Below are 25,298 nucleotides of genomic sequence, written 5' to 3'. Positions count from 1 at the left end.
CTCGAGCGCACCGGAGGTTCTAACCTCGACGGCATGGTCCTCTTCGGACGCGACGCCGAGCTCGCCACGCTGACGCGCCTGGTGCACGCCGGCGTCGGCGCGCTCGTGGTCCGCGGCGAAGCGGGGATCGGGAAAACCGCGCTCCTGGACGAAGCCGTCCACGCGGCCGGTGACGTGCGGGTGCTGCGCCACGCGGGGCTCGAAGCGGAGCGGGACATTCCCTACGCCGCGTTGCACGTCCTGCTCCGCGACGTCGAACTCGACGCGTTGCCGCCGGCGCAGGCGTCCGCGCTGCGCACTGCCCTGGGCCAGGGTGAAGACGGCCCGCCGGACCGGTTCCTCGTCGGCCTCGCCGTGCTGGGCCTGCTCGGGCGGGCCGGGCCGGTCGTGCTCGTCGTCGACGACCTGCAGTGGCTCGACCGCCCGTCGGCCGAGGCGCTGCTGTTCGCCGCCCGGCGGCTGACGGACGAGTGCGTGGTGATGGTGTTCGCCACGCGCGACGACGACGCGCCGGGCATCCCGGAGCTCGTCCTGCCGCGGCTCGATCCGGCCGCCGCGACCGAGGTTGTCCGCGCCCGCGCGGCCGGTCTTTCCCGGCACGAGCACGACCGTGTCCGGGCGGAAGCGGCGGGAAATCCCTTGGCCCTGCTGGAGTTCGCGAACCCGACGTCGGGAAGCCGGGCCGAGTGGGAGTTCGCCCGCCGGGTCGCGGCGCTGCCGGCACCCGCGCAGACGATCGTCCGGCTCGCCGCCGCCGACGGCACCGGTGACCTCGCCACCGTCCTGGCCGCCGCGGCCCGGCGCGGCGCCACTGCCGCCGACCTCACCGCGGCCGAGCACGCCGGCCTGCTGCGGACGACGGGCGACCGCCTCGAGTTCACCCACCCCCTCATCCGGCCGGCCGCCTACACGCGAGCTCCGCTGGCGCTCAAGCACGAAGCCCACCAAGCGCTCGTCGACGTGCTCGACCCGCGGACCGATCCCGACCGCCACGCCCGCCACCGCGCGGCCGTCGCCGTCGGCCCCGACGACGACGTGGCCAGGGCCCTCGACGAAACCGCGACCCGGGCGTTGCGCCGCGGCGCACCCGCGGACGCGGCCACGGCCTACGAACGCGCCGCGCAGCTCAGCAGCGACCGCGAAGGCAAGGGCGAGCGGCTCGCGGCCGCCGCCGGTGCCGCGGCGAACGCCGGCCACCGCGCACGCGCCGCCGAACTGGCCACCCGTGCCGCGCCGTTGCTGGCCGAACCGGTTCCACTGGCGCGGCTGGCGCTGCTCGAAGCCACGCTGGCCGAGGACGACCACGCTCACGACCCGCGGGTGTTGCTCGCCGCGGCGGACTCCGTCGCCGCCGCTGACCCGCAGCTGGCGGGCGAGCTGATGCTGTCGGTCGTGCGGACCGCGTGGGAAGCGCGCGACGCGGGGACGGTCGAGCAGGCCGTCGCGGCCGCCAGCGACCTGCCCGACCACGTGCTCGCGATCGCCCGCCTGGTCCAGGGCTACTTCGGCGCCGACATCGCCCCGCGCCGGGCGATCGACGCGCTCCGGCAGACGACCGGCAGCCTCTCGACGCCCCGCGCCCTGGTCACCGCCGCCCGCTGGTGCCTGGTGCTCAGCGACACGACGCTCGCGCAGTCCCTGGCCGCGACGGCCGAACGAACCGCCCACGCCGGCGGCCAGCTCGACACCCTCGCCGGCGCGCTCGTCGTCCTCGGCCGGGCTCGCTGGCGGCAGGGACACCCGGCGCAAGCGGCCGCCGCGGTGGCCGAAGGCCTGCGCCTGGCCGGGGAGTCCGGTCAAGCCTCGATCGTCGGCGATCTCGCCGGCGTCCGCGCGATCCTCGCCGCCGTCAGGGGCGACGAAGCCGGGGTCGCCGACGCGATCGCCGCGATCCCCGCCGGTGTGCACGAGCGCGGTCCGATGATCGCCGCCACTCGCGGCCTGCTCGACCTCGGCCTCGGCCGGTTCGACGCGGCGGCCGACCGGCTGGCCGGCCTCACGGCCGAACGTGACCTGCCCGACGGGCCCCGCTGGCTGCCCGACCTGGTCGAAGCCGCGACGCGCTGCGGGCGCGATGCCGAAGCGCGCGCGGCGGCCGACCGGTTCGCGCGGTGGGCCGAGATCGTCGACCAGAGCTGGGCCCACGCCGTCGCCCGACGGTGCGCGGCCCTCACCGGGGACGAGACCGCGGCCCGGTTCGCCGAGGCCGAGGCCATCCACACGGCCGACGGCACCATGCCGTTCGAACGCGCCCGCACTGCGCTGTTGCACGGCGAATGGCTGCGGCGCAACCAGCACCGGGCCGCCGCGCGCACCCACCTGCGCACGGCGGTCGACCTCTTCGAGGAGCTGGGCGCGACGCCGTGGGCCGAGCGTGCCCGCAGCGAACTGCGTGCCACGGGCGAAACCCCGCACACCGCGCCGTCCGACGCCGCTGCGGTGCTGACGTCACAGGAACTGCGGGTCGTGCGCCTCGCCGCGCGGGGACTGTCCAACCGGGACATCGGCGCGCAGCTGTTCCTCAGTCCGCGCACCGTGGGCTATCACCTGTACAAATCGTTCCCGAAGCTCGGCGTCACGACCCGTGCCCAGCTCGCCCGCCTCGATCTGCCGTCGCCCGAATCGGACTGACGGCGGCAAAACGCCGTCAACGAGCGCTTCGCGGGCGTCAAGGTTCCGTCCGCGCCGAGGACACGACCGGCCCGAAGCCGCACGCTGGAGCCATGACCGACCTGACGTTCACCCTGGTCGCGATCGGCGGGTTCGTGCTGGTGGCCCTGCTGCTCCGCCTCGCCGGCGCGTGGCTCGACTCCCACGACGACGACCCCTTCGCGCGCCACATCCCGCCCCCGCAGTGACCCTGCCGGGCTAGTCGCTTTCCAGCTCCGCCAGCACTTCCGCGGCCGTGGTGTTGCCGCCCAGAGCCAGCCGCCGCAGCTCGTCGTGGTCCTCGCGTTCCGTCGCCAGCTCGACGAGCAGGTCCGCGGCATCGGCACTGCCACCTGCCGCCCACTGGCGCAGCTCGGCCGCGTCGCCACGCTCGGCGGCCAGCTCGATCAGCTGGTCGACGGCGTCGGAGTCTCCTCGCGCGGCCGCCGCGCGCAGGGCTTCCAGATCGGGGTCGGTCATCGTAGGCACCTTCCTGACGCGCTACACGTCAATGTGCGAACCCATGATCACGGTCCGTTCGCGGGGCAGCGCGAAGTACTCGGCCGCGTCGGCGGTGATGTAGGAGGTGGCGATGAACAGGCGCTTGCGCCACGCCGCCATGGTGGGTTCGTCGCCGCGGCGAAGCTCGATCTTCGACAGGAAGTAGGACGCGTCGTCGACCTGCAGGCGGCCTTCGGTGTCGGCCGGGTCGACGAGCGCGAGCGTGCGCAGCACGTCGGGGGTTTCCATGTAGCCGAAGCGGGCCGTGACGTGGGTGATGCCGTCGTCGGCGTAGCCGAGGTCGTCGACGGAGATCCGTTCGGCGTCCGGGATCCGCGGCACGGGCTCGGTTTCGAGCGACATGATCACCACGTGCTCGTGGCGCACGTGGTTGTGCTCCACGTTGGCGCGCATGGCCAGCGGCGCGCTGTCGTTGCCGCGGTTGAGGAACACGGCCGTGCCGGGCACCGTCTGCGTCGGAGACTCGCCGTTGCGCAGCTTGTCGACGAACTCGCGCAGCGACCCTTCGTGCCGGTTGCGTTCGGCCGTCACGATCTGGCGGCCGCGTTGCCAGGTGGTCATGACCGTGAACGCGATGACGCCGATGAGCAGCGGCAGCCACGCGCCGTGGACGAGCTTGGTGAGGTTGGCCGCGACGAACAGCAGGTCCACCACCAGCAGCACTCCCCCGCCGATCCAGAGCAGCCACGGCGGCGTGCTCCACTTCGACCGGGCGATGTAGAAGAACAGGAGGGTGGTGATGGTGATCGTCGCGGTCACCGCCATGCCGAACGCGTAGGCCAGCGCCGACGAGCTGCGGAAGGCGAACACGAGCGTCAGCACGGAAACCATCAGCAGCCAGTTGATCCACGGCACGTAGATCTGGCCGCGTTCGGTCTCCGACGTGTGCGCGATCCGCAGCCGCGGCAGGTACCCGAGCTGCGCGGCCTGCGAGGCGACCGAGTACGCGCCGGTGATCACGGCCTGCGACGCGATCACGGTCGCCGCCGTGGCCAACAGGACCAGCGGCAGCCGGGCCCAGCCCGGGACGAGCAGGAAGAACGGGCTGCTCAGGTTGGCCTGGTCTTCGAGGATCAGCGCGCCCTGGCCGAAGTAGTTGAGCACACACGCCGGGAACACGAGGAACAGCCACCCGCGTGTGATGGCGCGGCGGCCGAAGTGGCCCATGTCCGCGTACAGCGCTTCGGCGCCGGTGACCGACAGCACGACTGCGGCGAGCGCGAAGAAGGCGATGTCGAAGTGGCCGACCATGAAGTCGAGCGCGTAGGTGGGCGAGAGCGCTTCGAGGATCGCGGGGTGCTTGACGATGCCCGTCACGCCGGTCAGGCCGATCACGGTGAACCACGCGATCATCACCGGCCCGAACACCCGCCCGACCGCGGCCGTGCCCCGGCGTTGCACCAGGAACAGCACCACGATGATCACCGCGGTGATCGGCACGACCCAGCTCTCGAACGAGTCGTCGACGACCTTGAGCCCCTCCACCGCCGACAGCACCGAGATCGCCGGGGTGATCATGCTGTCGCCGAAGAACAGCGACGCGCCGAAGATGCCCAGCCCCGCCAGCACCACTGCCACCCGCCGCCGCCCCTGCCCGCCGCGGCGGCGCAACAGGGTGATCAGGGCCATGATGCCGCCCTCACCGTCGTTGTCCGCGCGCATCGCCAGCAGCACGTACGTGACGGTCACGATGATCGTCACGGACCAGAAGATCAGCGACACGACCCCGAACACGTTCTGCGCGCTCACCGGCACCGGGTGCGGGTCGCTCGGGCTGAACACCGTCTGCAGCGTATAGATCGGGCTCGTCCCGATGTCGCCGAACACGACCCCCAGCGCCCCGACCACCACGGCCAGCTTCACGGAGGCCCGCGCGAGCCGCGCCCGGCCGGCCGGCCCGTCCTCGGTCGTGGTCGCCTCTCGGCCCTCGGTCACGGTCTTCCTCCTCGGCGCGAGCCGGCAGAGCCCCGGCATCGCGGGAACCCTACCGGTCCGAGGTGGACGGCACCGGAAGATCAACGGCCGCGTCGGATCGTGGCTCTCCTCGGTCCTACGTCCGCGGAGGCGATCCGGGCTGCCGGCCGTTGAAAGCATCTCCCCCGACTCGTGACCGGCGGTGATGATTACCCGGAGGGCTTGGTCCCGGTCAGAAGTCCGGATGCGTGCCGGTGCGGCGATCGCGGTCAACCGGCCCCGGCTCCTCGGCTGCCTCGGGCGTGGCGATCCGGGCGAGTGCCGTGGCCATCGCCGCACGGATCTGTGCCCGGCCGGCATCGTGATCGGCGGTCTCGACGACCACGCAGCGGGCGGTCGTCGAGAGGTCCCTCAGCAGCCGGCGGATCCGCCGGTCCCAGGCGTCCGCTGTCGGCGATGGCTCGTCCGCGCCGTGGTCGAGCAGGATGGTGAAGTCCGGCCGGAGACGGCCGACCGTCCACTCCGCGACGCCCGCCAGCTCCTCAAGGTCGAGTCCGGTTCCGTCCTGTTCCAGCGGCGAGTCGATCAGGCGCTCGATCACGACGATGGCGCCGGACTCGAGCGCCGGCCGGACCTCGCGCTCGACGATGTCGGCCCGCACGGCGGCCGCGGCGAGCACTCGGGCTCGCGCGGTGGTCACCGACGCGCCGGACAGCAGCGTCTGCAGCCGCGGGTCGCCCCAGCCCGGGTCGGCGGCCAGCACCACCGTGCCGGTGCCCGATCGCTGGAGCCAGTCGGCGAGGTCAGCCGCGTGCGCGGCGGTGTCCGCCGACGGGCTGCCTTCGACGGTGACGACGAACCCGGTCGCCCGCACCGGCCGACGCCGCACCGCGGTACGCGCCACGGCGAACATCCGGCCGGCTCGCCGACCGTTCATCTGCCGATAGGCCAGCACCCCGGCCCCGCACGCCAGCACCGCGGCTCCGAGCAGCACAGGCCGCGTCCCGTCGACCACCACGTCGTGGCCGAAGACGGTGAACGTCCGTTGCCGGGTGAGGCCGATCAGCAAGGGAACGAGGGCGAGCGCACCGCCCAGCACCACCTTCAGCAGTGCCTGGTAGATCGCGTTGACCCGGCCGCGCACGTCGTCGGCGACCTGCGACCCGATGATCGTGACGCCCGTCAGGAACGTCGCGCCCGCACTGGCGCCCACCAGCACGACCGCGACCAGGGACACGAACAAGTGCGGCGACAGCGCGACGAGCACCAGCGAGAACCCGGCCAGCACGATCGCGAGACCGAAGAACCGCTCGTGTGAGACCCGCGCCGCCAGCTTGGGCGCACTCACGATGCCCACGCTCAGACCGACGAACACCGCGGCGAACAACAGCCCGAACCCGGCCTGCCCGGCCAGCACGCTCTTCGCGTACGACTGCGCCGACCCGACCACCGCTCCCCCTGCCGCGAAAGCCCCGACAGCACCGATGATCAGCCCTCGCACAAGCGGAGTCGTGCGCACGAACCGCCCGACGTCCCGCACCATCGCCGTGAATCCGCCGCCGGGCTCGCCATCCGCCGCGCGACGCGCAACCACGCGCTCCGACAGCTCCGGAATCCGCCGCGCCACCGTGAACGCACTGCCCAGGTAGAACACCGCAGCGAGAGCCAGAGCCAGCTTCACCGAGCCGTTGGCCCCGAGCAGATCATCGGGCAACCGCAACGACGGGCCGACGCCGGTCAACGCGTACAGCCCACCGGCCGCGACCACCGTGATCCCATAGGTCATCACCAGGCCCAGCTGGTTCGCGGTCTCGACCTGATCCGGCCGCCGCAGCAGGTTCGGCACCGCGGCGTCCTTCGCCGGGATCCACAGCATCGCCACACTGCTCGCGAGAAAGCTGCCGGCGAACGGCCACCACGGCACGTCCACCACCACGATCGACAGCAGCAGACAGCACCGCAGCACGTCACCGACGACCATCACCGCGCGCCGGTCGAACCGGTCCGCCAGCAGGCCGCCCACCGGCGCGAACAGTAAGCCCGGAAGCAGGTTGCTGAACACGACACCCGAGAACGCGAAGTTCTTGGCCGTGTAGCTGCCCGCCGCGTTCGCGACCAGGTCGGCCACCCCCAGCAGCGCAAGCCAGTCGGCCGTGCTGCACAGGAACGTCACACCCCACAGCCGCCGGAACGGACGAATCGCCAGGACCCGCCGGACCCGGTGCGGCAGCGAAGAGCCGTCCGCTGTCATCGCCACCGCCCGGTCGACGCCAAGGCAACCAACGGTCGGTCAGGATTCGGACATTCGACGGGCAATGACAACGTGACACACTCCGCGAACAGCAGGGACGGTCCTGGCTCAAGCTGTGTCCGGAACGTACACCAGCTGATCAACCGACCTTGTCCGCCGTCGAGCGGGGCCGCGTGGGCGAACCCGCGAGCCGGACCCGGCCACGGCCGGTCATCCACGGGAATCGTCTCGTGCCAACCGAATCAGCCGACAGCAATGCCCCGGCGAAACTCGGAGACAATGCCCCGGCCCTTCCCCAGCAATGTCCCGCGCGCGACCACCCACATGGTCTACACCGGACCACAAAGCCCCTGCACACCCGTAGTGAGCCGAGGACAAACCTTGTCGCCGATGATCACACACCGCTGATCATCTCGACTGGCACTGGGTGCTGCGCGCCGGATCGGCGCTGGTCGCGATCCACGCCTACGGGCGCAGGATCGAAGCGATGCGCGCGCACGACCGATTCGTGATGGCGATGCGCCGGGCCGCGGAATTCGCAGCGGAGGGCCGGATCGTGGACTGGCGAACGAAGTACCGGGCCCGCGGCTGAAAGCTCGTTCGTCGGGCGAATGCCTCCAAGCCCCGGCCAAACAGCCGCTGCCCGCCGGCCTTGTCGCGATCCCGCTGTCCGACCCCGTGCCGAGCGACCTCGGCGTGACGTGGCCGAAACTCGGCGCGAGCCCGCAGGACCGCATCGCCGGGGACAGCGGGCTGGACGAGCGCCGGCATGGGCCAGACCGCGGCCACCGGCGAGCACCCACACCCGAAGTCGTCGTCGACTCGGAGAGTCCACTTTGGACTGACCCGGGACTTCCTGTCCGATGTTTCCGAGTACTCCGGGAAATCACCAACCGGGTCGGGGTGCTCGTCTCCGCGACAAGGTTGTCTGCGCCACGGTTGACACCCGTTCACGAGCCGCCGCACACTCGGAAGCCACCCACCTCCGAGGCACCGGGAGGCCTCGATGACCGTCGACCACCTCAACCCCGAGACCCTGTCCCCGCCCGTGATGGACCTCTACTCGCAAGTGACCGTCGGCCCGCCCGGCGCGCGGCTCGTGGCGATCGCCGGGCAGGTGGCCCTGGACCGCGACGAGGTGCTGGTCGGCCCGGGCGACCACGCCGCGCAGGTGTTCCTCAACCTGCGCGCGGCACTCGCGGCCGCCGGCTGCACGCCGGCCGGCCTGGTCAAGTACACGATCCACGTCGTCGACTCCTCGCCGGCGCTCATCGAGCCCATTTTCGCCGCGGCCCAGCGCGTGTTCGGCGACGAGTTCCCGAAGGTCGCGAGCACGTGGCTGGGCGTGTCGTCCCTTGGCCTGTCTGACTGGCTGATCGAGGTCGACGCGCTGGCCGTCACCACCACACCGGCCTGAACCGCGGTTCACCCAGAAGCGGAGGCACGGTGGCCATGCAACTCGGCTTGCACGCACTGGGCATCGGCACCGGCGCCCGCCGGGCCGTGATCGACGCGGTCGCCGTGGCGGCCGAGGCGTGCGGCTTCGCGACGCTGTGGTCGGGCGAGCACGTCGTGATGGTCGACCGCGCGTCGTCGCGCTACCCGTACTCCGCCGATGGCCGCATCGCCGTCCCGGCGGCCGCGGACTGGCTCGACCCTTTGATCGGCCTCAGTTTCGCCGCCGCGGCCACGTCGACCATCCGCGTCGCCACGGGTGTTTTGCTCTTGCCCGAGCACAACCCGATCGTCGTCGCCAAGCAGGCCGCGAGCCTCGACGTCCTGTCCGGCGGCCGCCTCACCCTCGGCGTGGGCGTCGGCTGGTCGCGCGAGGAGTTCGACGCGCTCGGCGTGCCCTTCGCCCGGCGGACGGCGCGGACTGAGGAGTACGTGGCCGCGATGCGCACGTTGTGGCGCTCGGACGTCGCCTCCTTCATGGGCGACTTCGTCCGGTTCTCATCCATCCGCGTGAATCCGAAACCTTGTCGCGCCACCATCCCGATCATCTTCGGCGGCAACAGCGACTCGGCGCTTCGCCGCGCCGCCACCCTGGGCGACGGCTGGTACGGCTTCAACCTCGACGGCGTTCCCGAGGTCGCCGATCGCTAGGACTTCCTCGCAACGCAGGGCCGAGACCTCGCCGAACTGCGGATCGCCGTCGCCCTGCGCAATCCCGCCCCTGGCGACGTCGCGGAGCTGGCCACACTGGGCGTCGACGAACTGGTGATCGTCGACAGCCCGCCCGACGATCCGGGGCCGGCGACGGAATGGGTCTCAGCTCTGGCCGACCGCTGGCTCCCCGCCTAAACCTGCGACACCCCAACGGCCGTTGCTGCGCCAGAATCATCCACAGTGGACCGGACGCTTACTCCGGATACGAGAACCGCGTCAGCAAATCCATCAACTTCGCCGGCTCACCTGGCCGCAGGTGCGACACCAACTCCTGCGCCGGCCCCACCGCGTCATCGTGCGCCGCGTCAAACGCCGTCAACCCGGCTTCGGTGATCTCGACCTCACGCACGCGCCGGTCCCCCGGCACGGACTTGCGGACCGCGAACCCCTTCTCCTCCAGATCGTCGACGACCCGCATGATCCCGGCCTTGTCCGAGCCCGTCGCCTCGACCAGGTCCCGCTGCGTGGTCGGCCCTTGGTCCACCAGGATGATCAGCACGGCGAAGTGCCGCAGATCCAGCCCGTGCGGCCGCATGGCGGCTGTCATCGTGCTCGCCACTCGCGCGTGCGCGCGGCGCAGCAGCAACCCCAGCGCGAACGGCGAGTCATCCCCCGGACGATCAGTCGCCCGCGACTTCCCACTCATGCCCGCATTCTACCTCGACTGATACGGTTTCATCCGATACGGAGGTCGCCCGTGTTCAGCCTCGGAGTCACACCCCGCCCGGCGGAGCTCACCGCCGCCTTGCCCGGCGACGACCTCGTCCCCCACGCCGACGCTGTCATGGACCGCGCCTTCACCCTGCCCGCCCCGCCCGAGCGCGTCTGGCCCTGGTTCGCCCAGCGCGGCAAGAACCGCGCCGGCTGGTACGGCGACGGTCGCGCTCCTTCGTGAGCTGCCCGGACAGCCGGTCGACCACCGCTCCCCCGACCTCCGCGGCGATCTCGTGGTCGCCGAGCCACAGCTTCGTGGCCGTCCGCACGGCGACGGTGCCGAGCGCGATCAGCGCGGTTTCGACGGGCATGGCGGTCATCCAGTCCCATCGGCACGCGGCCGGACACGGGTTTCGCCTGAAAGCACCAATACGACCCCAGCCTATTCCTACCGAAGAATTGTACAAGAATCGTACAAACTCGGTTCACGCGACGGTTTGACACTTTCCCGAATCGCGTGCAGAAATGGTCGTCATGCGAATTCCCCGAGTGCTCCTCCTCGTGCTCGCCGTCGCCGCCGGCGCGCTCGCGATCCCCGGCACCGCGAGCGCCGCCTACAGCGATCCGCTGACCACCACGACCAAACAGAGCCTGGTCTGGCACGCCACCCCGACCGCCGCGTTGACGGCGCTCGACAACGCCCTGCCCAACGTCAGCCTCAACACCGTCGTCAACGACCCCAGCTACCCCACCACCGGCTGCACCGCCGCCGAAAAAGCCGCGCTCCCCAAGGCGCCGGTGGCCACCACGTCCTTCTGCTGGGACACCGACCGCGCGAACAGCGCCACCTGGGTCCCCCAGGGCATCACCACCTCCGGCGACGCCGACGACGACGGCATGTGGGGCGCCGACAAGATCATCCTGTCCGGCTGGCACAGCGGCGACGCCCTCGGCCGCTACGACGACGCCCGCATCATGGCCGTCAACTACGACAAGCCGGCCGCGCCCACCAACCGCATGGTGTACCTCGCGGTCCCCAACAGCACCGGCTCGAGTTTCACCGCCGCCAAAGCCCACATGGGCGGCATGGCCTGGTACGGCGACAAGATCTACGTCACGGCCGTCGGCAACACCTCCACCGCCATCCGCGTCTTCAGTACCAAACACATCCTGCAGATGAGCGACACGACGTCCAACTCGATAGGCAAGACGTCCGCCGGATACGCCGCCTACACCTACAAGTACGCCCTGATGCAAATCGGCTACTACACCTACGCCGGCGGCACCTGCAGCATGCAGTCCGACACCGGCGTCCCCTGTTTCTCCTCGATGTCACTGGACCGCACCACCTCGCCCGCCACCATCGTCACCACGGAATACTTCGCCGACCAATCCCTCCACGGCCGCCTCTACCGCTACCCCACCGGTGCCGACTACCTCCTGGCGAGCACGGGCACCACACCCGCCACCGAGGCCTTCCGCAGCTCCGTCGGCAACATGCAGGGCGTCCTCTCCCACAACGGCAAGTGGTACGTCTCCCACAGCTCCGCCACGCTCAACGGCCAGCTCTGGACCCAGACGACCACTGCGAGCAACTCTTCGACCTGCAGCTCCCCCGCCACGACGGCCTGCTGGGCAGTGCATCCGGAAGCCCTGACGTACGACTGGTCCACCGGCCTGGTGTGGTCCCAGTCGGAATGGTCGACGACGGATTGCTCCGCCCAGGGCCAGACGTGTGGCCGCTCGGTGTTCGCCGTGCCGCTGTCTTCCCTGCCGGCCTGACGGGCTGACGGTTCCTGGCGCTTCGCGCTCCTTGTCACGGAGCGCGAAGCGCCGCTTTCATCTCAGCGAGGTAGTTGTTGTAGTCCGACTGCGCGAGGACCGGGTGGCTCCAGGCCGGGGCCCATTTGGTCGGGTCCCAGACAGCCTCGTCGTTCGTGACGTCCGTCCGGATCGAGGTGTGGTTGGTGATCCGGACGACTGCTTCCTGGCCGGCCTTCGAGACGATCCAGTCGTCGAAAAGCCGGGCGGCGTTGGGGTGCGGCGAGTTCTTGACGACGTCGATCAGGCTGAGCGACGCCGGCAGCGGGGTGCCGTTGGCGAAGTCCAGTTCGCCCGGAGTCTTCCGCTTCAGCGCCGAGGCCTTGTAGCCGTACGCGGTCGCCGCGATGGGCGGCTCGCCCGCCTGGACGTTCGTCAGCGACACGGTGTGGCTCTGCACGAAGCGCGGTGAGTTCGCGCCGAGTGCCTTCAGCAGCGCCAGCGCCTTGTCGTGTCCCATGGCGATGATCAGGCTGTCGTACCAGTTCACCGCGTAGGGGTCGATGGAGAACTGGCCCTTCCACTCGGGCCGCGTCAGGTCCTCCCACGACTTGGGTGCCGTCAGTCCGCGCTGCGCCACCACGGCCGGGTTCCACGCCAAGACCGTGGTGAGCACGTAGACGACGCCCTGGTAACCGGCCGGCAGCGTCAGGCCGCCAGGCAGCGGCGGCGCGTCCTTCGGCTGGTAAGGCTGCAACGCGCCGGCCTGCACGAGCTGCGCGATCTGCGGCCCCTCCCCGGAGACGACGTCCGCGTTGTACTTCCCGCCGCGTTGTTCGGTGATGATGCGCTGGGGCAGCTCGGATGCGCTGGGCCGCAACGCGTTCACCTTGACGTTCGGGTACGTCTTGTTGAAATCGGCGATGATGGGCTGCACGTCGGTGTCGGCGAAGGTCGTGTACCAAACGACGGCCCCCTCCTTGGCCGCGGCGGCCGCCAGCTGAGCGGGACTCAGCTTGTCGGCCGCGGCCTGGGCCGCCGAGTCATCACCCGCCCCACCACCACACGCGGCGACCGCCGTGACCACAAGCAGGGCCGCGAGCGGCCGGGAGATCGAGCGCCACACGTTCATAACCGTCCCTTCGGCGAGGGCAGCCACCCTTCAACGCGGGGCGGCGACTCACCTCGGCGTGAGTGCGGAATCGACGCTCAGCAGTATGGACTATTGGTAGGACTATTTGTCAACCGCTGCGGGCCGCGTGCCGACGTCGACGGGCCCGACCTTCGACGAACCCCCGGGGCCCGGCGGCTCGGCACGACCGTCGAGCACCTCGCCGAAGAACGCGGCGTTGTCCAACTGCCAGGCAGCGGTGCTGTCATGTGGTGTTGCGCACCAACCTCAATGGGCGTCAAGCGCAGCGGCGGGTCACGTTGTTCCACGACACGGGCCCCGCGCTGCAGTTCTCCACTGCACAGGTGAACTGCGGGGAAGAGGTCAACCTGTTGCCCGACAACAGTTGCGGTGCATATGGCGCCGGGTCTCCCGCCGTCAGCGCCGCTGGGACAGCGGCATCCTCTACAGTAACCGACTCGACAACTCCAGCGAGTGCTACGGCGCCGTGAACGGAAGCTTCCCGCCGGCAGGTTATCCGTCGTATCCCCTGGGAACGCTGGAAGGCGCGTATTTCAACTATGACGACTCGCAACCAACCGCGAGCACAGGCGGGCTGGCCCTGCGCTCGATGCCCTGCACGCTGATCACTACTGCCGCAACGTCGGGTCGGTCAGGGATGTGCACCCGTCCGGTCGGTGTGGGAACGCTCTTGCGCTGCCGAACCAGGCGCACCCCAGTTCGATCAGACATCGGTGAAGACGTCGGCCAGCCATCGTTTGCGCCCAGCGGGCCGCCGGCCGTAATGCCTGCAGACTCTCCAGAGGCTCCGAAACGAGGCTGTACCAACTCCAGGGTGCTGCGGCGTTCGCGGGTGAGGATGACCCGCTCGACTGCGGCACCCCACCGCACACCACAACTTCGAAGCCCCGCCAGTGCGGCCAGGGCGTCGCCCCATCGCGGATGTGCCCGCGATCCGGCGGGAACGCGGGCACATCGCGACTAGCTCAAAGCGGTGGGCGAAAGGCTCACTTCTCCGCGGCGCGACCGGCGAACCGCTGCATGAAGTCGGCAGACTCCTTCGCCGTGATGATCACGTCGTAGTAGCCGTCCTCGGTCGGCCAGGTGACGACGCTGTGCTTGCCGGCGGGCACCTGGATGGTCGTCTTCCTCCCGGCGAAGTCGTTCGCGGTCAGCGTGTAGGTCACTGACCGGCTGCCGTCGGCGGACAGGGTGAACTCGACAGTCGCGTCGGCCGACTTGCCCCGACCGTCCGACCGCGTGTTTCCCTTGACCAGCCGAACGTCGACCCGCGGCTGGGCCGAGGTCCGGTCGTTGGCCGGGACGACGGTGCCGGCGAAGGACCGGATGAAGTGGTCGGGCCCGTAGAAGGTGAACGCGTACTTGCCGTTCGTCGCCTTGGTGTCCCAGGTATACGAGTTCGACCGCTGGTTGCCGGCCGTGAGCGGCAGCGCGTCCTGGCCGATGCCGAGCGGCTCGGCGCCGACGAGGGCGGGCACGTACTTGTCGGCCAGCCCGACCAGGTTGACCGCCTTGCCGCCTGCGCCGCCTTCGACGGTGAAGGTCGCGGTCGCGGTGCCGGTGTTGTGGTTCTCCACGAGGACGCCGTTGGGCTGGAACGACAGCGGGCTCCGCTTCGCCTTGCCGGTGATCTGCTGGGTCGGCATGACCTGCGCACCGACGGCCGGCTGGGGCACTGCCGGCAGGCTGGCATCAACGACGACCGACTTGAGCAGGTCGGCCGGTTTCGGCAGCTTCGGGAACGACGTGTCGAAGTTGCCGAAGTCGATCGCCGAGAGCAGGTTGCCGGAGACGCTGCGCCGCCAGTCGTTGATGTTCTTGCAGATGGCCGGCTTGCCGAGGCTCTTGGTCCACTCCTCGATCAGCTGGATCGTCGAGGTGTGGTCGAACACCTCGGAGTTGACGAAGCCGCCACGGGTCCACGGCGAGACCAGCACGAACGGCACGCGACCGCCGAAGCCGGGCTTGATTCCGGGTGCGCGCTCACCGACGGTGCCGACCTCCGGGATCGGCGGGACGACGTGGTCGAAGAAGCCGCCTTCACCGATGCGGTTCGCGTGGTCGGGCTCGTCGTAGTTCAGGATGATCAGCGTCGACTCCCACAGTTCGGGGTTGTCGTGCACCGCCTGGATCACCCGGTCGGTGTAGACCGCGCCGTTGTTCGGGGCGTACGTCGGGTGTTCGGTCCACGCCGCGGGCGCGACGACCCAGGACACCTCGGGGAGGTCGCCCGACTCGCAGTCGGCGATGAAGTCCCCCAACACGTAGTCGAGGTTGGAGGTGTCGTTCTTGATGCCGGCGGGCTGCGTGGTGTGGGCGTGCACCACGTTGCCGCGGGCGAGCAGGCCCTTGCGGGGCTGGGTGTTCTGCGGGGTCGCGTTCGCCGGGTCGAACGCCGCGAAGGAACGGACGGTGTTGTCGGTGTAGTCGCCGAGGAAGTTGTCGTCGGTGTCGTTGTTGACGTAGATCTGCCAGCTGACGCCGGCGTCCTGCAGCGTTTCCGGGTAGGTCTTGAACTTGTAGGCGTAGCCGTAGTCGCCGTTGTTGTTGATGACCGGACCACCCTGGGTGCCGGCCGCGTCGTTGGTGCCGGCCCACATCATGATGCGGTTCGGGCTGGTGCTGGTGTCCAGCGAGCAGAAGTAGTGGTCACCGATGGTGTACGCCTTGGCGATAGCGTGGTGCCACGGCACATCGGCTTCCATGAAGTACCGGTTGCGCGCGCTGGAGTTCTGCGCGTTGTACTTCAGGCTGTCGGCGTGGTAGGGCAGCAAGTAGCCCTCGGCGCGGCTGTTGGGGTCGTAGTAGATCGTCTGGCCGTTCTGCCAGGTCAGCACCTGCTTGTCACCGAACCCGCGCGCGCCGGCCAGGTCGAGGGTGCCGAAGTAGTGATCGAACGACCGGTTCTCCTGCATCAAGATGACGACGTGCTTCAGGTCCTTGATCGTGCCGGTGCGATGCCGGTTCTGCGCCGAGTTCGAGCCGGACTTGTCGTCCTGTGCGGCGTCGGCCAGTGCGGCGCCGGCCGGTGCGGCCTCGGCCGGGACGGCCGACAGCCCGCCGGCGGCGACCGCGGCACCCGCGGCGCCCGCGGCCTGGATCAGCCGGCGCCGGCTGATCCGGTTGCGCTCCGTGGCCGATCTGTTGCCGTCCGCGGATGCCGAATCGTTGTCAGACATGGGTTTAGTACCTGACCTCTCGTGGTGGGGAGTCCCGCAAGTCAACTGCCGCAGGTCTTGACACCGCGAGAATCAGGTAATGAACGTTCCGGAAAGTCTCAGGACGTCCGCCATCTCGACCTGCCCGGCCGGTCACACGCTGTTCACCGGTGCGCAATGGGCACCATCGAATGCGTTCATGACCGACACCCAGGCTTGGCTCGATGAGCAGCACGACGGCCTCGGCCACACGATCCCTGCCGTCGAGCCGCACGCAGCCCATCGTGCTGGTCGTCGGCTCGCCCTACGGCATCGACGACTGGCTCGGCGGACCGGCCGGCCGCTACGACTTCGTCTTCGTCAACAACGAGGGCGCCGGCGCGGAGATCTACCTGGAGGACCCCGCGACCGAGCGGATCTACGTCGAGGTCGAGCACTTCGGCCGCGGCGTCAGCCGCGCGGTCATCGCATCGGTGCCGCCCGGAACCTACCGCTGGGTCTGCATCACCGACTACACGATCAAGTACAGCCGGCCGGTCATCGTCACAGGTGACCCATTGCCCTACGACGTGTACGGGATCATCCCCGTGACGGGGCTCGACCTGCGGATCCCGATCAACACCTACGTCGGCTGGATCACCGGACAACTGCCCGCGCTCACCGAACAGGTCAACCGGCTGCGCTGCGACCTGCAAGCCGGCGATGCAGCGGCCGCCAAAGACGACTGGCTGATCGCACACCTCACTTACGAGACGCTGGGCGGCGCCTACCGGGCGTACGACGAGACCGGTGACGACATCAACGCCGACCCGCCGCGCGGCGTCGCCCCCGCCCGCCTCGCTGACGCGGACTTCACCGGCTTCCGCAAGATCGAGGCGATGTTGTGGCACGACCGGCCGCTGGCGACGATCGTGCCGCATGTCGATGCGCTGCTCGAGGCGATCGGCCGGCTCGCCGACGAGCTGGCGCTGCCGAACGCGATCACGCCGATCGACATGGGTCGCCGGGCTCACGAGATCCTCGAGGATGCCCTGCAATGGGACCTGAACGGGATCGGCGACGCCGGCAGCCAGACCGAGCTGGCGACGGTGGACGCGAACCTCACCGGGGTCTGGCACGCTCTGGATCCGCTGCGGCCGATGCTGCGCAAGCAGAACCCGTACCTGGACCAGACCGACCAGCAGCTGCGGGTCACCCAGCAGTTGGTCCGCAGCCACCACCACGCCGACGGCTGGGTCGGGTTGGCCGCACTGACCGTTCGGCAGCGGGCCTCGGTCAATGCGGCAATGCAGCACAGCGTCGAATTGCTCTCCCACGCCGCGGTCGTCATTGACCCGCGCAACGCCACCCGCGACCGAGGCCCGATCACCCATGACTGACCACGACATCGCCGTACCGGCGCGCCTGCCGTTCGAAGGTGCCCACCAGGCCGGCATTCTCGAGCCTCCGCAGCGCGCGGCGGTCGTCGTCGCGTTCCTCGTGACCGCGGCCGACCGGCCGGCGCTGCGGCGGATGTTCCAGACGCTGACGGCGACGATCCGCTACCTGGTCGCCGGGGGCGACGCACCGGCCGGGCGTGGCAGCGACGACGGGCTCGTGTCGACCCCTTACGAGAACGGCGTGCTCGGCCCGGGTACGGTGCCTGACGGTCTCACCGTCACGGTCAGTGTCGGTGCGAGCCTGTTCGACGACCGGTTCGATCTCGCCGGCGTCAAACCGGCCCGGCTGCGCGCGATGGACGAGTTCCCGAACGACGCGCTCGACCCCGAGCGCTGCGACGGCGACCTCCTGTTGCAGATCTGCGCCGATCACCCTGACACCGTGCTGCACGCGCTGCGCATCCTGATGCGCGCGACCCGGGCCGACCTGCAGGTGCTGTGGCGTATGGAGGGCTTCACCAGCCCGCCGCGGCCGAGTGGGACGCCCCGCAACCTGTTCGGCTTCAAGGACGGCACAGCCAACAAGGAGATCCTCGACGATGCCGATGTCGTCGATCAGCTGGTGTGGACCAAAGCAGGCGGCGACGAACCGGACTGGGTGCCCGGCGGTTCCTACCACGTGGTCCGCCTGATCCGCATGTTCGTGGAGTTCTGGGACCGCATCTCGATCAACGAACAGCAGCGGATCTTCGGCCGCGACCGGGCCACCGGCGCACCACTGTCGGGCCGGCGCGAACGAGTTCCCGGCGAGGACGAGTTCCAGCTCCCCAGCTACTTCAGAGATGCGCACGGCAACACCGTGCCGCTCAACGCGCACATCCGGCTCGCCAACCCCCACGACGGCACCGCCGACGACCGCCGGATGCTGCGCCGCGCCTTCAACTACAGCGCCGGCATCGAGCCCAACGGCCAGCTCGACATGGGGATGATCTTCATCTGCTTCAACGCCGACCTCGACCGGCAATTCGTCGCCGTCCAGACGCTGCTCATCGACGAACCGCTGGTCGACTACATCTCCCCATTCGGCGGCGGCTACTTCTTCGCCCTGCCCGGCGTACGCGATGCCGACGACTGGCTGGGTCGCGGCATGCTCGACTAAACGGTCGCCGGGCGGGCGTTCCAGGGCACGTCAGCCATGAACCTGAACGGGGATCCTAGGACCCATCCGAGCTGGGGACCATCCGTCCTGGTGGAGCTGCATCGCTTGGTCGATGTCGATCGGGGCGGGAATAGCCCTGGATGTTTGGTCCGGACACCGTTGCGGGTGAAGAACTTGCCGACGGTTCGGCGGTCGATGCCGAACTGTTCGCCCAGCACAAGGACAGTGGCCATAGGCTGGTAGCCGGCGATGAGCGCTGGCTTCTGCTCGGCATCGAGTTACCGCGGCGAGCCCCGTTGAGTAAGAAGTGAAAGGCCGTCTTGGGAAAGCCGGTTCCCAAGACGACGACAGCGAAAGCCACCAGCGAAACTTGCCCGTACGTCAACACGGAGGAGTTCATCGAGGACAAGTATCCGGTCGACGGACGCTACGCCGTCTCCATCGATTGCAGAGTCGCCCAGAACGGCTTCCGGACGGTGCGGCCGCGCAAGATGCTCCGTAATCGCGGTTTCGAGGCCCAACGCCGCGACCAAATTCGCGGGCAGATCGTTGCGCCAAACCGCGGCCGGGGACGGCACGAGAAGTCTCTCCGGACGAGCTGCCGTCGGGACTCGTGCAGGCTCGGCACGCCGCCGCCGTCGCACGGTCCCGGAAAACGCCGCCGACCTCGGCCGCCGAGCTGACCGACTTCGGCGCCCTGGCGGCCGGCCTCGACCCGACGTTGCGCGCGGCGTTCCGAAGGCCACGAAGTGGACGTATGCGTTTCGCGGTCCTCTCCGGTGCATCCGCCGCCAGCGCAAGGTGGAAGGAACACCGCGGGGCAGTCGGATCTGCTACCGCTGCGCTGCCCGAATGCTTGTGCCTGGTACGCCTGCACTCGCTAAGCACCCGAAGAACATCTACTTGCCCGAAGCGGCACTCATGGAGCCCATGAATGCCTACATCCACCGTGCGTTCTCGGAAGACCAGCGCGACGTGACGGTATAGGACATGTTGGGAGTCGCGGGCACGTCAACGTGAAGCCGGAGCGCACCGCCGATGCCCAGCGGCGGCTCACGCAGGCGAAGACGCGGCTGACGTGACCGGCACAAGCGATCGAGGCCGGCGCAGATCCGACGGCGCTGATCGAGCCGCTCAACCGAGCGAAGGAAGAACGCGACGCCGCGGACACCCACCGGAGCGTCCCTGACTTGCGGGGATGTCGAGGACTGGTGAATTCGCTGGCGGCGCAGGCCGGCAAGTGCTGAGCGCCAGCCCCGCTCGGTTACAGGAGCTCTACAGGAAACCGGCCCGAAGCTGGTCTTTTAACGCAAAAGAGCGGATGGTCGATGTGACCATCCGCCCGCCCCGTAGGGTTAGTGCGCGTGTCCGAGACGATCTTGCACGTTAACCACACGCCTGCGACTACCTGGCTGAGTGGTGCTCCGCGATCACCAGAACGACGTCCGACTGGCCGATCCGCACCGCGCGCAACGCGGAATTCTTCCAGACTGCGAGCCATCCCGCGCACGTGACAACGCTGGCCGTGACGAACAAGCCTGCCTACGAGGACCCGTGCGCTTCAGCGCCGAGGGCTTTATCTAGTTCCTCCGACGTGCGTGCCGTCAGTCGCGACCTGCGGCCTCCGGGTACACGTAGTGCTCACCATTGTTCCCGACCGCGAATAGCCGCCAGCTTTCGACCTTCGGCCCCGAACTCTCCGGAATGACCTCGATTCGTATCGAGTCCGAGCCGCTGGTTGCCTCGACAACCATAAGTCCCCCGAGGCCGATGTCGGCACCGGTCACCCGAAAATCGCCCTCCGTGAACTTCGACGTCAGAAATGCCGCTTGCACGTCGTACATCGTGGTGAAGTTGTCGAATGCCTCGTCCCGGTCGGTGCCGGGCGTCTTGGGCCAGCGCATGTCGCGCGAACCGAGCAGGATCACGTCGCCGTGCATGACGCGGAACGAACACAAGCCACACCCTGTGGCGGGCTCCCGGTAGTCCGGGCTACCGCCGGGCCTTCGACGAGTCCTTGGCCTTCACAGCCCTGTGGTGGGCCCGGCGGTGCTTGCGGGCGGTCGCGCGCAACTGCATGATCCGCGCGCTGCCCGCCAGCGCGGTGAGGAGGATGCCCGCCACCGCGGCCAGCAGCAGGGCCACGCGCAGCGGAACGTGCCCGTGGGCACCGAGTAGCCGACGTCCACCGACTGCTCCTGAGTTTGGTCAATTGGTAAGACGTGTCCGGTGCCTTGAGCCGCAGCACGTAGTTCACCTGCAGTATCGCTCGGCGGGGGCCCTTGCCGAGCGCGGCGCGGCTGCGTGATCCCCCGGTCGTGGGCGATCTTCGCCTAATTGGCGGGACAGGCGGTGGTGGCCGACACGGCAGGCTGGGTGCCCGGACGTGTTTCCGATCGGCGAAGGGGAGGGACCGGGCAAATGCGCTCGTTCTGGAGGAAGTTGGCGGTGGTGGGCTCGGCGGCGGTGCTGACGCTCGGACTGGGCACCATCCCGGCCCACGCCGCGGTCTACGTGAGCTGGGAGAACGACGGAACCGGGGAATGCCTGGACTATCGGTCCGATTACGGGCCTTACGCCACAACGTGCAACCGCGGGACATACCAGGCGTGGCTCGCCACCCTGGGAACGGCACCCACCGCGATGCGGCAGGAGAGCACGAGGCTCTGCCTCGTCGCCCGCTCGGGCCAACCGGTGATGCGGGACTGCCTCGCGTCCGACCCGGCGGCCCTGTGGCGGATGGTGGCGGTGGCATCGGGCTACTACCGGTTGCAGAACAACGTCACCGGGACTTGCCTCACCGAACAGCCCGGGAATATCCATCACGTCACCCTGAGCGGTTGCGGGTTGGGCGCCGCGCAGTCCTGGGATCCGTACGTCAACTAGCGGAAGCCGTTCCCGCCGAACCGTTCCTTGGAGTCTCCCGGCTCGAATCGGGTGACTCCAAGGAACCCTGACGGCAGCTCGCACCCGGCGGGCTTTGAGTGCCGGTGGAAGGCGTCGTGGGTGTTCGGCTGCCCTGCTGCACGACGGCGGTGTTCGTTCTGCGGGTGCCGGCGAACAGGTTCGCGCGCTCGACGTCGATGCCGGCGTAGACGAACGTGGCGGGGATCCGCTCGGAGAAGTACTTGAGCTGGTCCGAGACCTCGGCGCCGGCGCGGGTTGCGAGGTTGAGGTTGTAAATCTCGTCGACGAGCACCAGCTCGCAGCCGACGTCGCACAGCACCGCGCACACCGCGTTGGTGATGTCGGCCAGGTTGTGCCGCGCGGTGAACGGCAGGCCGAGGAACCGCGCGAACTCCACCGCCACCATCCGCGGCGTCGCCTCCGGGGGCACGGTGATGTAGACGACCGGGAACCGGTGCCCCGGTTCGGGATGGCGCAGTGCGACGGCGAGCTCGGGGGCGCGGCCGAGCTAAGTGATCGCGGTGGTCTCGCCGGTGCGAGCGCCAGCCACGGCGACAGGGTCTGCGACGACGGGCTTGCCCATGTGACCGCGGCGCCCTTCGCACCACGCTGTGTGCCTCACAGCTGGTCGGACTCGGCGTGATCCGCTACATCGCGCGGTTCGAACCAATGGCGTCCACCGCCGTCGAGACCCTCGTGACGGCCGTCGCGCCCACCCTGCAGCGCTACCTGACCGACAACCTCGGGCTCGGCTAGACCCACCGGGTGCTCACGGCCTGCACGTCGACCGGGTCGAGCCCGGGCACCAGCAGGACCATCCGGTTTCCCTCGCCCGCCAGGAACCCGCCGCGCCGGCGGGCGCCGAGCCGCGCGTACCGGTCGGACAGCCCGCGGGCCGGCCTCAGCCGCAGGTGACTGCCGTCGGTGTACGTGGCGTGGGTGACGCCGGGTTCACCGAAGTCGAGCGTGGCCGCGCGCCAGCCCGTATTGAGCACCGCCCGGCGGCGGCGCCACCAGATCACGGCGAACCAGGCGGCGACCGACCCGCCGCCGAGTCCGCCGAACATCAGGCCGTAGGCGATCGCGCCTCCGAGCGGGTCCAGGACGGAGTCGTCGGCCCGGCGCGCGGCAGCGGGCTCGGTCTGGTCGTAGGTCACCTCGATCCGGTCGCCGATGCCGAGGTGTTCGGTCTTGCGGTAGGGAAAGCCGACTACGTGCGGACCGTCCGAGCCCGGGTAGGACACCTCGAAGTGCCGGTCGGCGAGCCCCACCACAACGCCGTACACCGTGAGGTCGTCCGCGTGCGCCCGGGCTGCCGCGTCTTCTTCGATCCCGAGCAGAACGATTCCGGCGGCCAGCACGCCGGCAGCCGCGACCACACCGGCCACGGCCCAGCCCGCACGACGGGCCAGCCAGGACAGCACGCGGAAACGGCCGTCCGGGCGGGCGTCGTCGCCGGGCGGAAGCCAGGGCTCCCCGTCTTCGGGCGCGCTGCGGTCCGCCGGGAACACGAACTCGCGCCGCGAGCGTTTGCCGACCGGTCGCCGCGTCACCGAGTGGTCCACTTCGAACCGCGCGGGACGCGCACCCCGGCTGCGTACGCGGCCGGGCTGCGGCCGTCACCAGCCACCCACGCGGCGCCGGAGTCGCGGTTGATCTTCTGCTCGTCGTACACGTCCCCCGCGAGGTAGGACACGATGACGGCCGGGCGTCCCGCGCCGCGGCATGTCCACGACGAGGATCTCGCCGGACGCGGTGAAACCGTTCTCCAGCAACGCGTCCGACGCGTCGCACAGCCGCGAGATCCCGACCGGCGCCCCCGGCACGACCAGGAACCACAACGCCCCGGCGATCGCGGCCCGCCAGAACCGCAGGGACAGCGCCCTGTCCCCCATCGCGGACTCCGTCGGTCCGCGGCGCGCCCGCTCCCCCCGGGCCGGCTCGTGCGCCCGCAGGCGGTTGCGCGCCCGCCGGCCCGCTTTGTGGCGGGTAGCAGTGGTTCACCGTCGTCGGCGGCCCGCTCGGGCCTGTCGCCTTCTTCGTTCGCCATCCCCAGCTCCATTTCCTGAGCGTACGGCGCAGAAATGCGGCTCCACCAGGGAAAATCCTGCGATGGAGAACACCGGGGCCGGAGGCAACCGAACGACCTTCCCCCGCGTTTGTTCAGTCCGCTGCACGCGCGCCGACGACCCGGGCGGGCACCGCGTACGGCGCCTCGCCGCGACCGTGACGGAACAGGATCGGCCACGCTGAAACGCCGGGTTGCCTCGGTGACCGCAGCGCCGCCAAACGAGTGGATCGTCAAGCTGGCTTGACGCACGGAAAGTCGATCTTGCAGGTGGCCGTCGGTCCGGTGATCGGCGCCCTGGCCGCAGTTGTCGGCTACCTCTTTGCGGAGCGGAAACGGGGCTAGCACCATCGGACACGAGCCCACCGCCGGCTCAATCCTCAGGGGCCCGGTGATTCGGTCACACGGCGATGAACAACTGCGGAAGCTGAGCCAGGTCCTTGCGCACGGCGGTGTGCCGGTCCCGACGCTGCTTCTCCTCATCCGCCGCCGAGGTGTAGCGCGCGTAGAGGTCGCCGGTGGTCGCGCCAAAGGCTTGGACCTCGTCGGTGAAGACGGTCAAGGCCTTGGTGAAGCGCTCCTCCGCTTCGTCGACCTGGCTTGCGCCCCAACCACTGGCCGAGATGCTGTCGAGGCGTGCCTTCGTGGATTCGAGACTGACGGAGGCCTGTATGGCTGCGCGCCCCGCCTTCGACATCGACATGATCGTCGGGAAGTCGTGGTCGGTGGCGGCCTGTAGCTCTTGTCCGTACGCCAACTGCTCCAGGGGCAATGTGCCGCTGAAGTAGTTGGTGGTGCCTGAAACGAGCACGTCGTGGGCACAGGACGCGATGAAACGGTCGGCCTCGTCCGCCCGGAATTCGCCGAACTTCGTGGTGACCTGCACCCGGCTCCGGCGCAGATCACAGCCCTCCTGCCACACCACGTGCCAGTGCTCGGGCGAGTCCGCGCACTTGTCGGGGTGGTAGTTGACGACGCCCCAGGGCTGGCCGGCCAGGGTGCCGTCCTCGAGCACCAGCGGTCGCTCCAGCAGCTGCCGGAACACCGCGAGCGTGACCTGCTTCCCGGACACCGTCAGCGTCTTGATCTCGACGCTCGCGGTGGTGATCGCGGCATTCTGCACCGTCAAAGGCGGCTTCGCCACGTAGTCCCCTCTCCGACATCGAGCTCAGTCTTCCGTGCGGCCGCGGCCGGCAAGCCCGTCCTCCTGGTGTAGCCGACCGCCGCGGTGGGGCGCCGGCCCGGCGACGGAGCGGTCGTCCCGCCGGCGCTCGGTGCGGTCATACCCGCCAGGTCGGGGTGTTCGAGCCGGGCCCGCCCTCGGCAGGACGGATCGGTGGCCACGCGTGCGGGTCGTCGAGCTCGCAGGCGGTGATCAGGTAGAGCGCGGCGGGCCCGTGCTGGGACTCGACGAACGCGTCGGCGGCGCCGGTGGCGGGCCGCAGCCCGTGGTCGCGCAGCTGCTTCTCGGTCCACAGGAACGACGGGGCCGAACCAGTGCGGTAGCAGGGGCGGCCGGACTGCGACCAAGCGGACGGTTGTGCCACGGCGATC

The 25,298-nt window shown here is 69.7% G+C and carries 23 protein-coding genes and 2 pseudogenes; 12 read left to right on the top strand and 13 right to left on the bottom strand.

The features are described 5' to 3' along the window. Positions 1-33 precede the first annotated feature (33 nt). Entirely contained in the window at positions 34-2,631 is a 2,598-nt protein-coding gene (locus K1T34_RS42780; protein ID WP_220240338.1) for an AAA family ATPase, read from the top strand. A gap of 92 nt (positions 2,632-2,723) precedes the next feature. Then, positions 2,724-2,858, top strand: a complete 135-nt coding sequence (locus tag K1T34_RS54080) for a hypothetical protein (protein ID WP_255637990.1) — start codon at positions 2,724-2,726, stop codon at positions 2,856-2,858. 10 nt (positions 2,859-2,868) lie between these two features. On the opposite strand, the gene K1T34_RS42775 is transcribed toward K1T34_RS54080, so the two are convergent. From K1T34_RS42775 to K1T34_RS42765, 3 genes are all read right to left on the bottom strand, one after another. Continuing rightward, positions 2,869-3,129, bottom strand: a complete 261-nt coding sequence (locus K1T34_RS42775) for a hypothetical protein (RefSeq protein ID WP_220240337.1) — start codon at positions 3,127-3,129, stop codon at positions 2,869-2,871. 21 nt (positions 3,130-3,150) lie between these two features. Further along, positions 3,151-5,106 carry a potassium transporter Kup gene (locus K1T34_RS42770; protein WP_255637989.1) on the bottom strand — a complete coding sequence of 652 codons (1,956 nt, stop codon included), beginning with the start codon at positions 5,104-5,106 and terminating at the stop codon, positions 3,151-3,153. A gap of 211 nt (positions 5,107-5,317) precedes the next feature. Beyond that, entirely contained in the window at positions 5,318-7,336 is a 2,019-nt protein-coding gene (locus K1T34_RS42765; RefSeq protein WP_220240335.1) for an MFS transporter, read from the bottom strand. A gap of 427 nt (positions 7,337-7,763) precedes the next feature. On the opposite strand from K1T34_RS42765, the gene K1T34_RS42760 reads away from it, so the two are divergent. The 3 genes from K1T34_RS42760 to K1T34_RS42750 all read left to right on the top strand — a co-directional run bounded on the left by K1T34_RS42760 (position 7,764) and on the right by K1T34_RS42750 (position 9,442). Further along, positions 7,764-7,928 (top strand): hypothetical protein, encoded by a 165-nt coding sequence (locus K1T34_RS42760; RefSeq protein WP_220240334.1) that lies wholly within the window; start codon positions 7,764-7,766, stop codon positions 7,926-7,928. A gap of 414 nt (positions 7,929-8,342) precedes the next feature. Then, positions 8,343-8,753, top strand: coding sequence for a RidA family protein (locus tag K1T34_RS42755; RefSeq protein ID WP_220240333.1), 411 nt, complete (start codon positions 8,343-8,345; stop codon positions 8,751-8,753). A 35-nt stretch (positions 8,754-8,788) separates the two neighbouring features. Then, entirely contained in the window at positions 8,789-9,442 is a 654-nt protein-coding gene (locus tag K1T34_RS42750; RefSeq protein WP_255638843.1) for an LLM class F420-dependent oxidoreductase, read from the top strand. Positions 9,443-9,698: 256 nt separating this feature from the next. Here the strand turns inward: K1T34_RS42750 and K1T34_RS42745 are convergent, their stop codons facing one another. Next, entirely contained in the window at positions 9,699-10,151 is a 453-nt protein-coding gene (locus K1T34_RS42745) for a MarR family winged helix-turn-helix transcriptional regulator (RefSeq protein WP_220240331.1), read from the bottom strand. Between the two features lie 51 nt (positions 10,152-10,202). Between K1T34_RS42745 and K1T34_RS42740 the strand changes: the two genes are divergently transcribed. After that, positions 10,203-10,400, top strand: a complete 198-nt coding sequence (locus tag K1T34_RS42740; RefSeq protein ID WP_220247888.1) for a hypothetical protein — start codon at positions 10,203-10,205, stop codon at positions 10,398-10,400. 293 nt (positions 10,401-10,693) lie between these two features. Beyond that, the gene (locus K1T34_RS42735) at positions 10,694-11,941 is read left to right on the top strand and encodes a hypothetical protein (RefSeq protein WP_255637988.1); all 1,248 of its coding nucleotides are present in this window, start codon (positions 10,694-10,696) and stop codon (positions 11,939-11,941) included. 34 nt (positions 11,942-11,975) lie between these two features. Here K1T34_RS42735 and K1T34_RS42730 read toward each other — a convergent pair whose 3' ends face one another. Next, a complete protein-coding gene (locus K1T34_RS42730; protein WP_220240330.1) occupies positions 11,976-13,052 on the bottom strand; it encodes an ABC transporter substrate-binding protein in 1,077 nt (358 codons plus the stop codon). 1,007 nt (positions 13,053-14,059) lie between these two features. Next, on the bottom strand, positions 14,060-16,252 hold the full coding sequence (locus tag K1T34_RS42725; RefSeq protein ID WP_220240329.1) for an alkaline phosphatase family protein: 2,193 nt from the start codon (positions 16,250-16,252) through the stop codon (positions 14,060-14,062). Between the two features lie 203 nt (positions 16,253-16,455). Between K1T34_RS42725 and K1T34_RS42720 the strand changes: the two genes are divergently transcribed. The 3 genes from K1T34_RS42720 to K1T34_RS54945 all read left to right on the top strand — a co-directional run bounded on the left by K1T34_RS42720 (position 16,456) and on the right by K1T34_RS54945 (position 19,452). Beyond that, positions 16,456-17,610, top strand: coding sequence for an EfeM/EfeO family lipoprotein (locus K1T34_RS42720; protein WP_220240328.1), 1,155 nt, complete (start codon positions 16,456-16,458; stop codon positions 17,608-17,610). Continuing rightward, positions 17,603-18,769 (top strand): Dyp-type peroxidase, encoded by a 1,167-nt coding sequence (locus K1T34_RS42715; protein WP_220240327.1) that lies wholly within the window; start codon positions 17,603-17,605, stop codon positions 18,767-18,769. The genes K1T34_RS42720 and K1T34_RS42715 overlap by 8 nt, the downstream gene beginning before the upstream one ends. Positions 18,770-19,089: 320 nt before the next feature. Continuing rightward, positions 19,090-19,452 carry a hypothetical protein gene (locus K1T34_RS54945; RefSeq protein ID WP_370643523.1) on the top strand — a complete coding sequence of 121 codons (363 nt, stop codon included), beginning with the start codon at positions 19,090-19,092 and terminating at the stop codon, positions 19,450-19,452. 921 nt (positions 19,453-20,373) lie between these two features. Here K1T34_RS54945 and K1T34_RS42710 read toward each other — a convergent pair. Next, entirely contained in the window at positions 20,374-20,709 is a 336-nt protein-coding gene (locus K1T34_RS42710) for a hypothetical protein (protein WP_220240326.1), read from the bottom strand. A 52-nt stretch (positions 20,710-20,761) separates the two neighbouring features. Further along, a pseudogene (locus K1T34_RS42705) lies at positions 20,762-20,935 on the bottom strand (lipopolysaccharide assembly protein LapA domain-containing protein); the annotation flags it as partial. A 255-nt stretch (positions 20,936-21,190) separates the two neighbouring features. On the opposite strand from K1T34_RS42705, the gene K1T34_RS42700 reads away from it, so the two are divergent. Further along, positions 21,191-21,655 carry a ricin-type beta-trefoil lectin domain protein gene (locus K1T34_RS42700; protein WP_220240325.1) on the top strand — a complete coding sequence of 155 codons (465 nt, stop codon included), beginning with the start codon at positions 21,191-21,193 and terminating at the stop codon, positions 21,653-21,655. Here K1T34_RS42700 and K1T34_RS42695 read toward each other — a convergent pair. Then, the gene (locus K1T34_RS42695; protein ID WP_255638842.1) at positions 21,648-22,154 is read right to left on the bottom strand and encodes a TniB family NTP-binding protein; all 507 of its coding nucleotides are present in this window, start codon (positions 22,152-22,154) and stop codon (positions 21,648-21,650) included. The two genes, K1T34_RS42700 and K1T34_RS42695, sit on opposite strands and share 8 nt — an antisense overlap. 107 nt (positions 22,155-22,261) lie before the next feature. Here K1T34_RS42695 and K1T34_RS42690 point away from each other — a divergent pair. Beyond that, positions 22,262-22,432: pseudogene (locus tag K1T34_RS42690) on the top strand (TetR/AcrR family transcriptional regulator); the annotation flags it as partial. Here K1T34_RS42690 and K1T34_RS42685 read toward each other — a convergent pair. The 4 genes from K1T34_RS42685 to K1T34_RS42670 all read right to left on the bottom strand — a co-directional run bounded on the left by K1T34_RS42685 (position 22,429) and on the right by K1T34_RS42670 (position 25,291). Next, positions 22,429-23,229, bottom strand: coding sequence for a hypothetical protein (locus K1T34_RS42685; protein ID WP_220240323.1), 801 nt, complete (start codon positions 23,227-23,229; stop codon positions 22,429-22,431). The pseudogene K1T34_RS42690 and the gene K1T34_RS42685 overlap by 4 nt on opposite strands. A 66-nt stretch (positions 23,230-23,295) precedes the next feature. Continuing rightward, positions 23,296-23,571 carry a hypothetical protein gene (locus K1T34_RS42680; RefSeq protein ID WP_220240322.1) on the bottom strand — a complete coding sequence of 92 codons (276 nt, stop codon included), beginning with the start codon at positions 23,569-23,571 and terminating at the stop codon, positions 23,296-23,298. A 573-nt stretch (positions 23,572-24,144) separates the two neighbouring features. Next, entirely contained in the window at positions 24,145-24,888 is a 744-nt protein-coding gene (locus K1T34_RS42675; RefSeq protein ID WP_220240321.1) for a hypothetical protein, read from the bottom strand. Between the two features lie 136 nt (positions 24,889-25,024). Beyond that, a complete protein-coding gene (locus K1T34_RS42670) occupies positions 25,025-25,291 on the bottom strand; it encodes a hypothetical protein (RefSeq protein ID WP_220240320.1) in 267 nt (88 codons plus the stop codon). Positions 25,292-25,298 lie beyond the last annotated feature (7 nt).

The sequence above is a fragment of the Amycolatopsis sp. DSM 110486 genome (genome assembly GCF_019468465.1).
GTDB lineage: Bacteria > Actinomycetota > Actinomycetes > Mycobacteriales > Pseudonocardiaceae > Amycolatopsis.
This window is presented reverse-complemented; position numbering and strand designations above follow the sequence as displayed.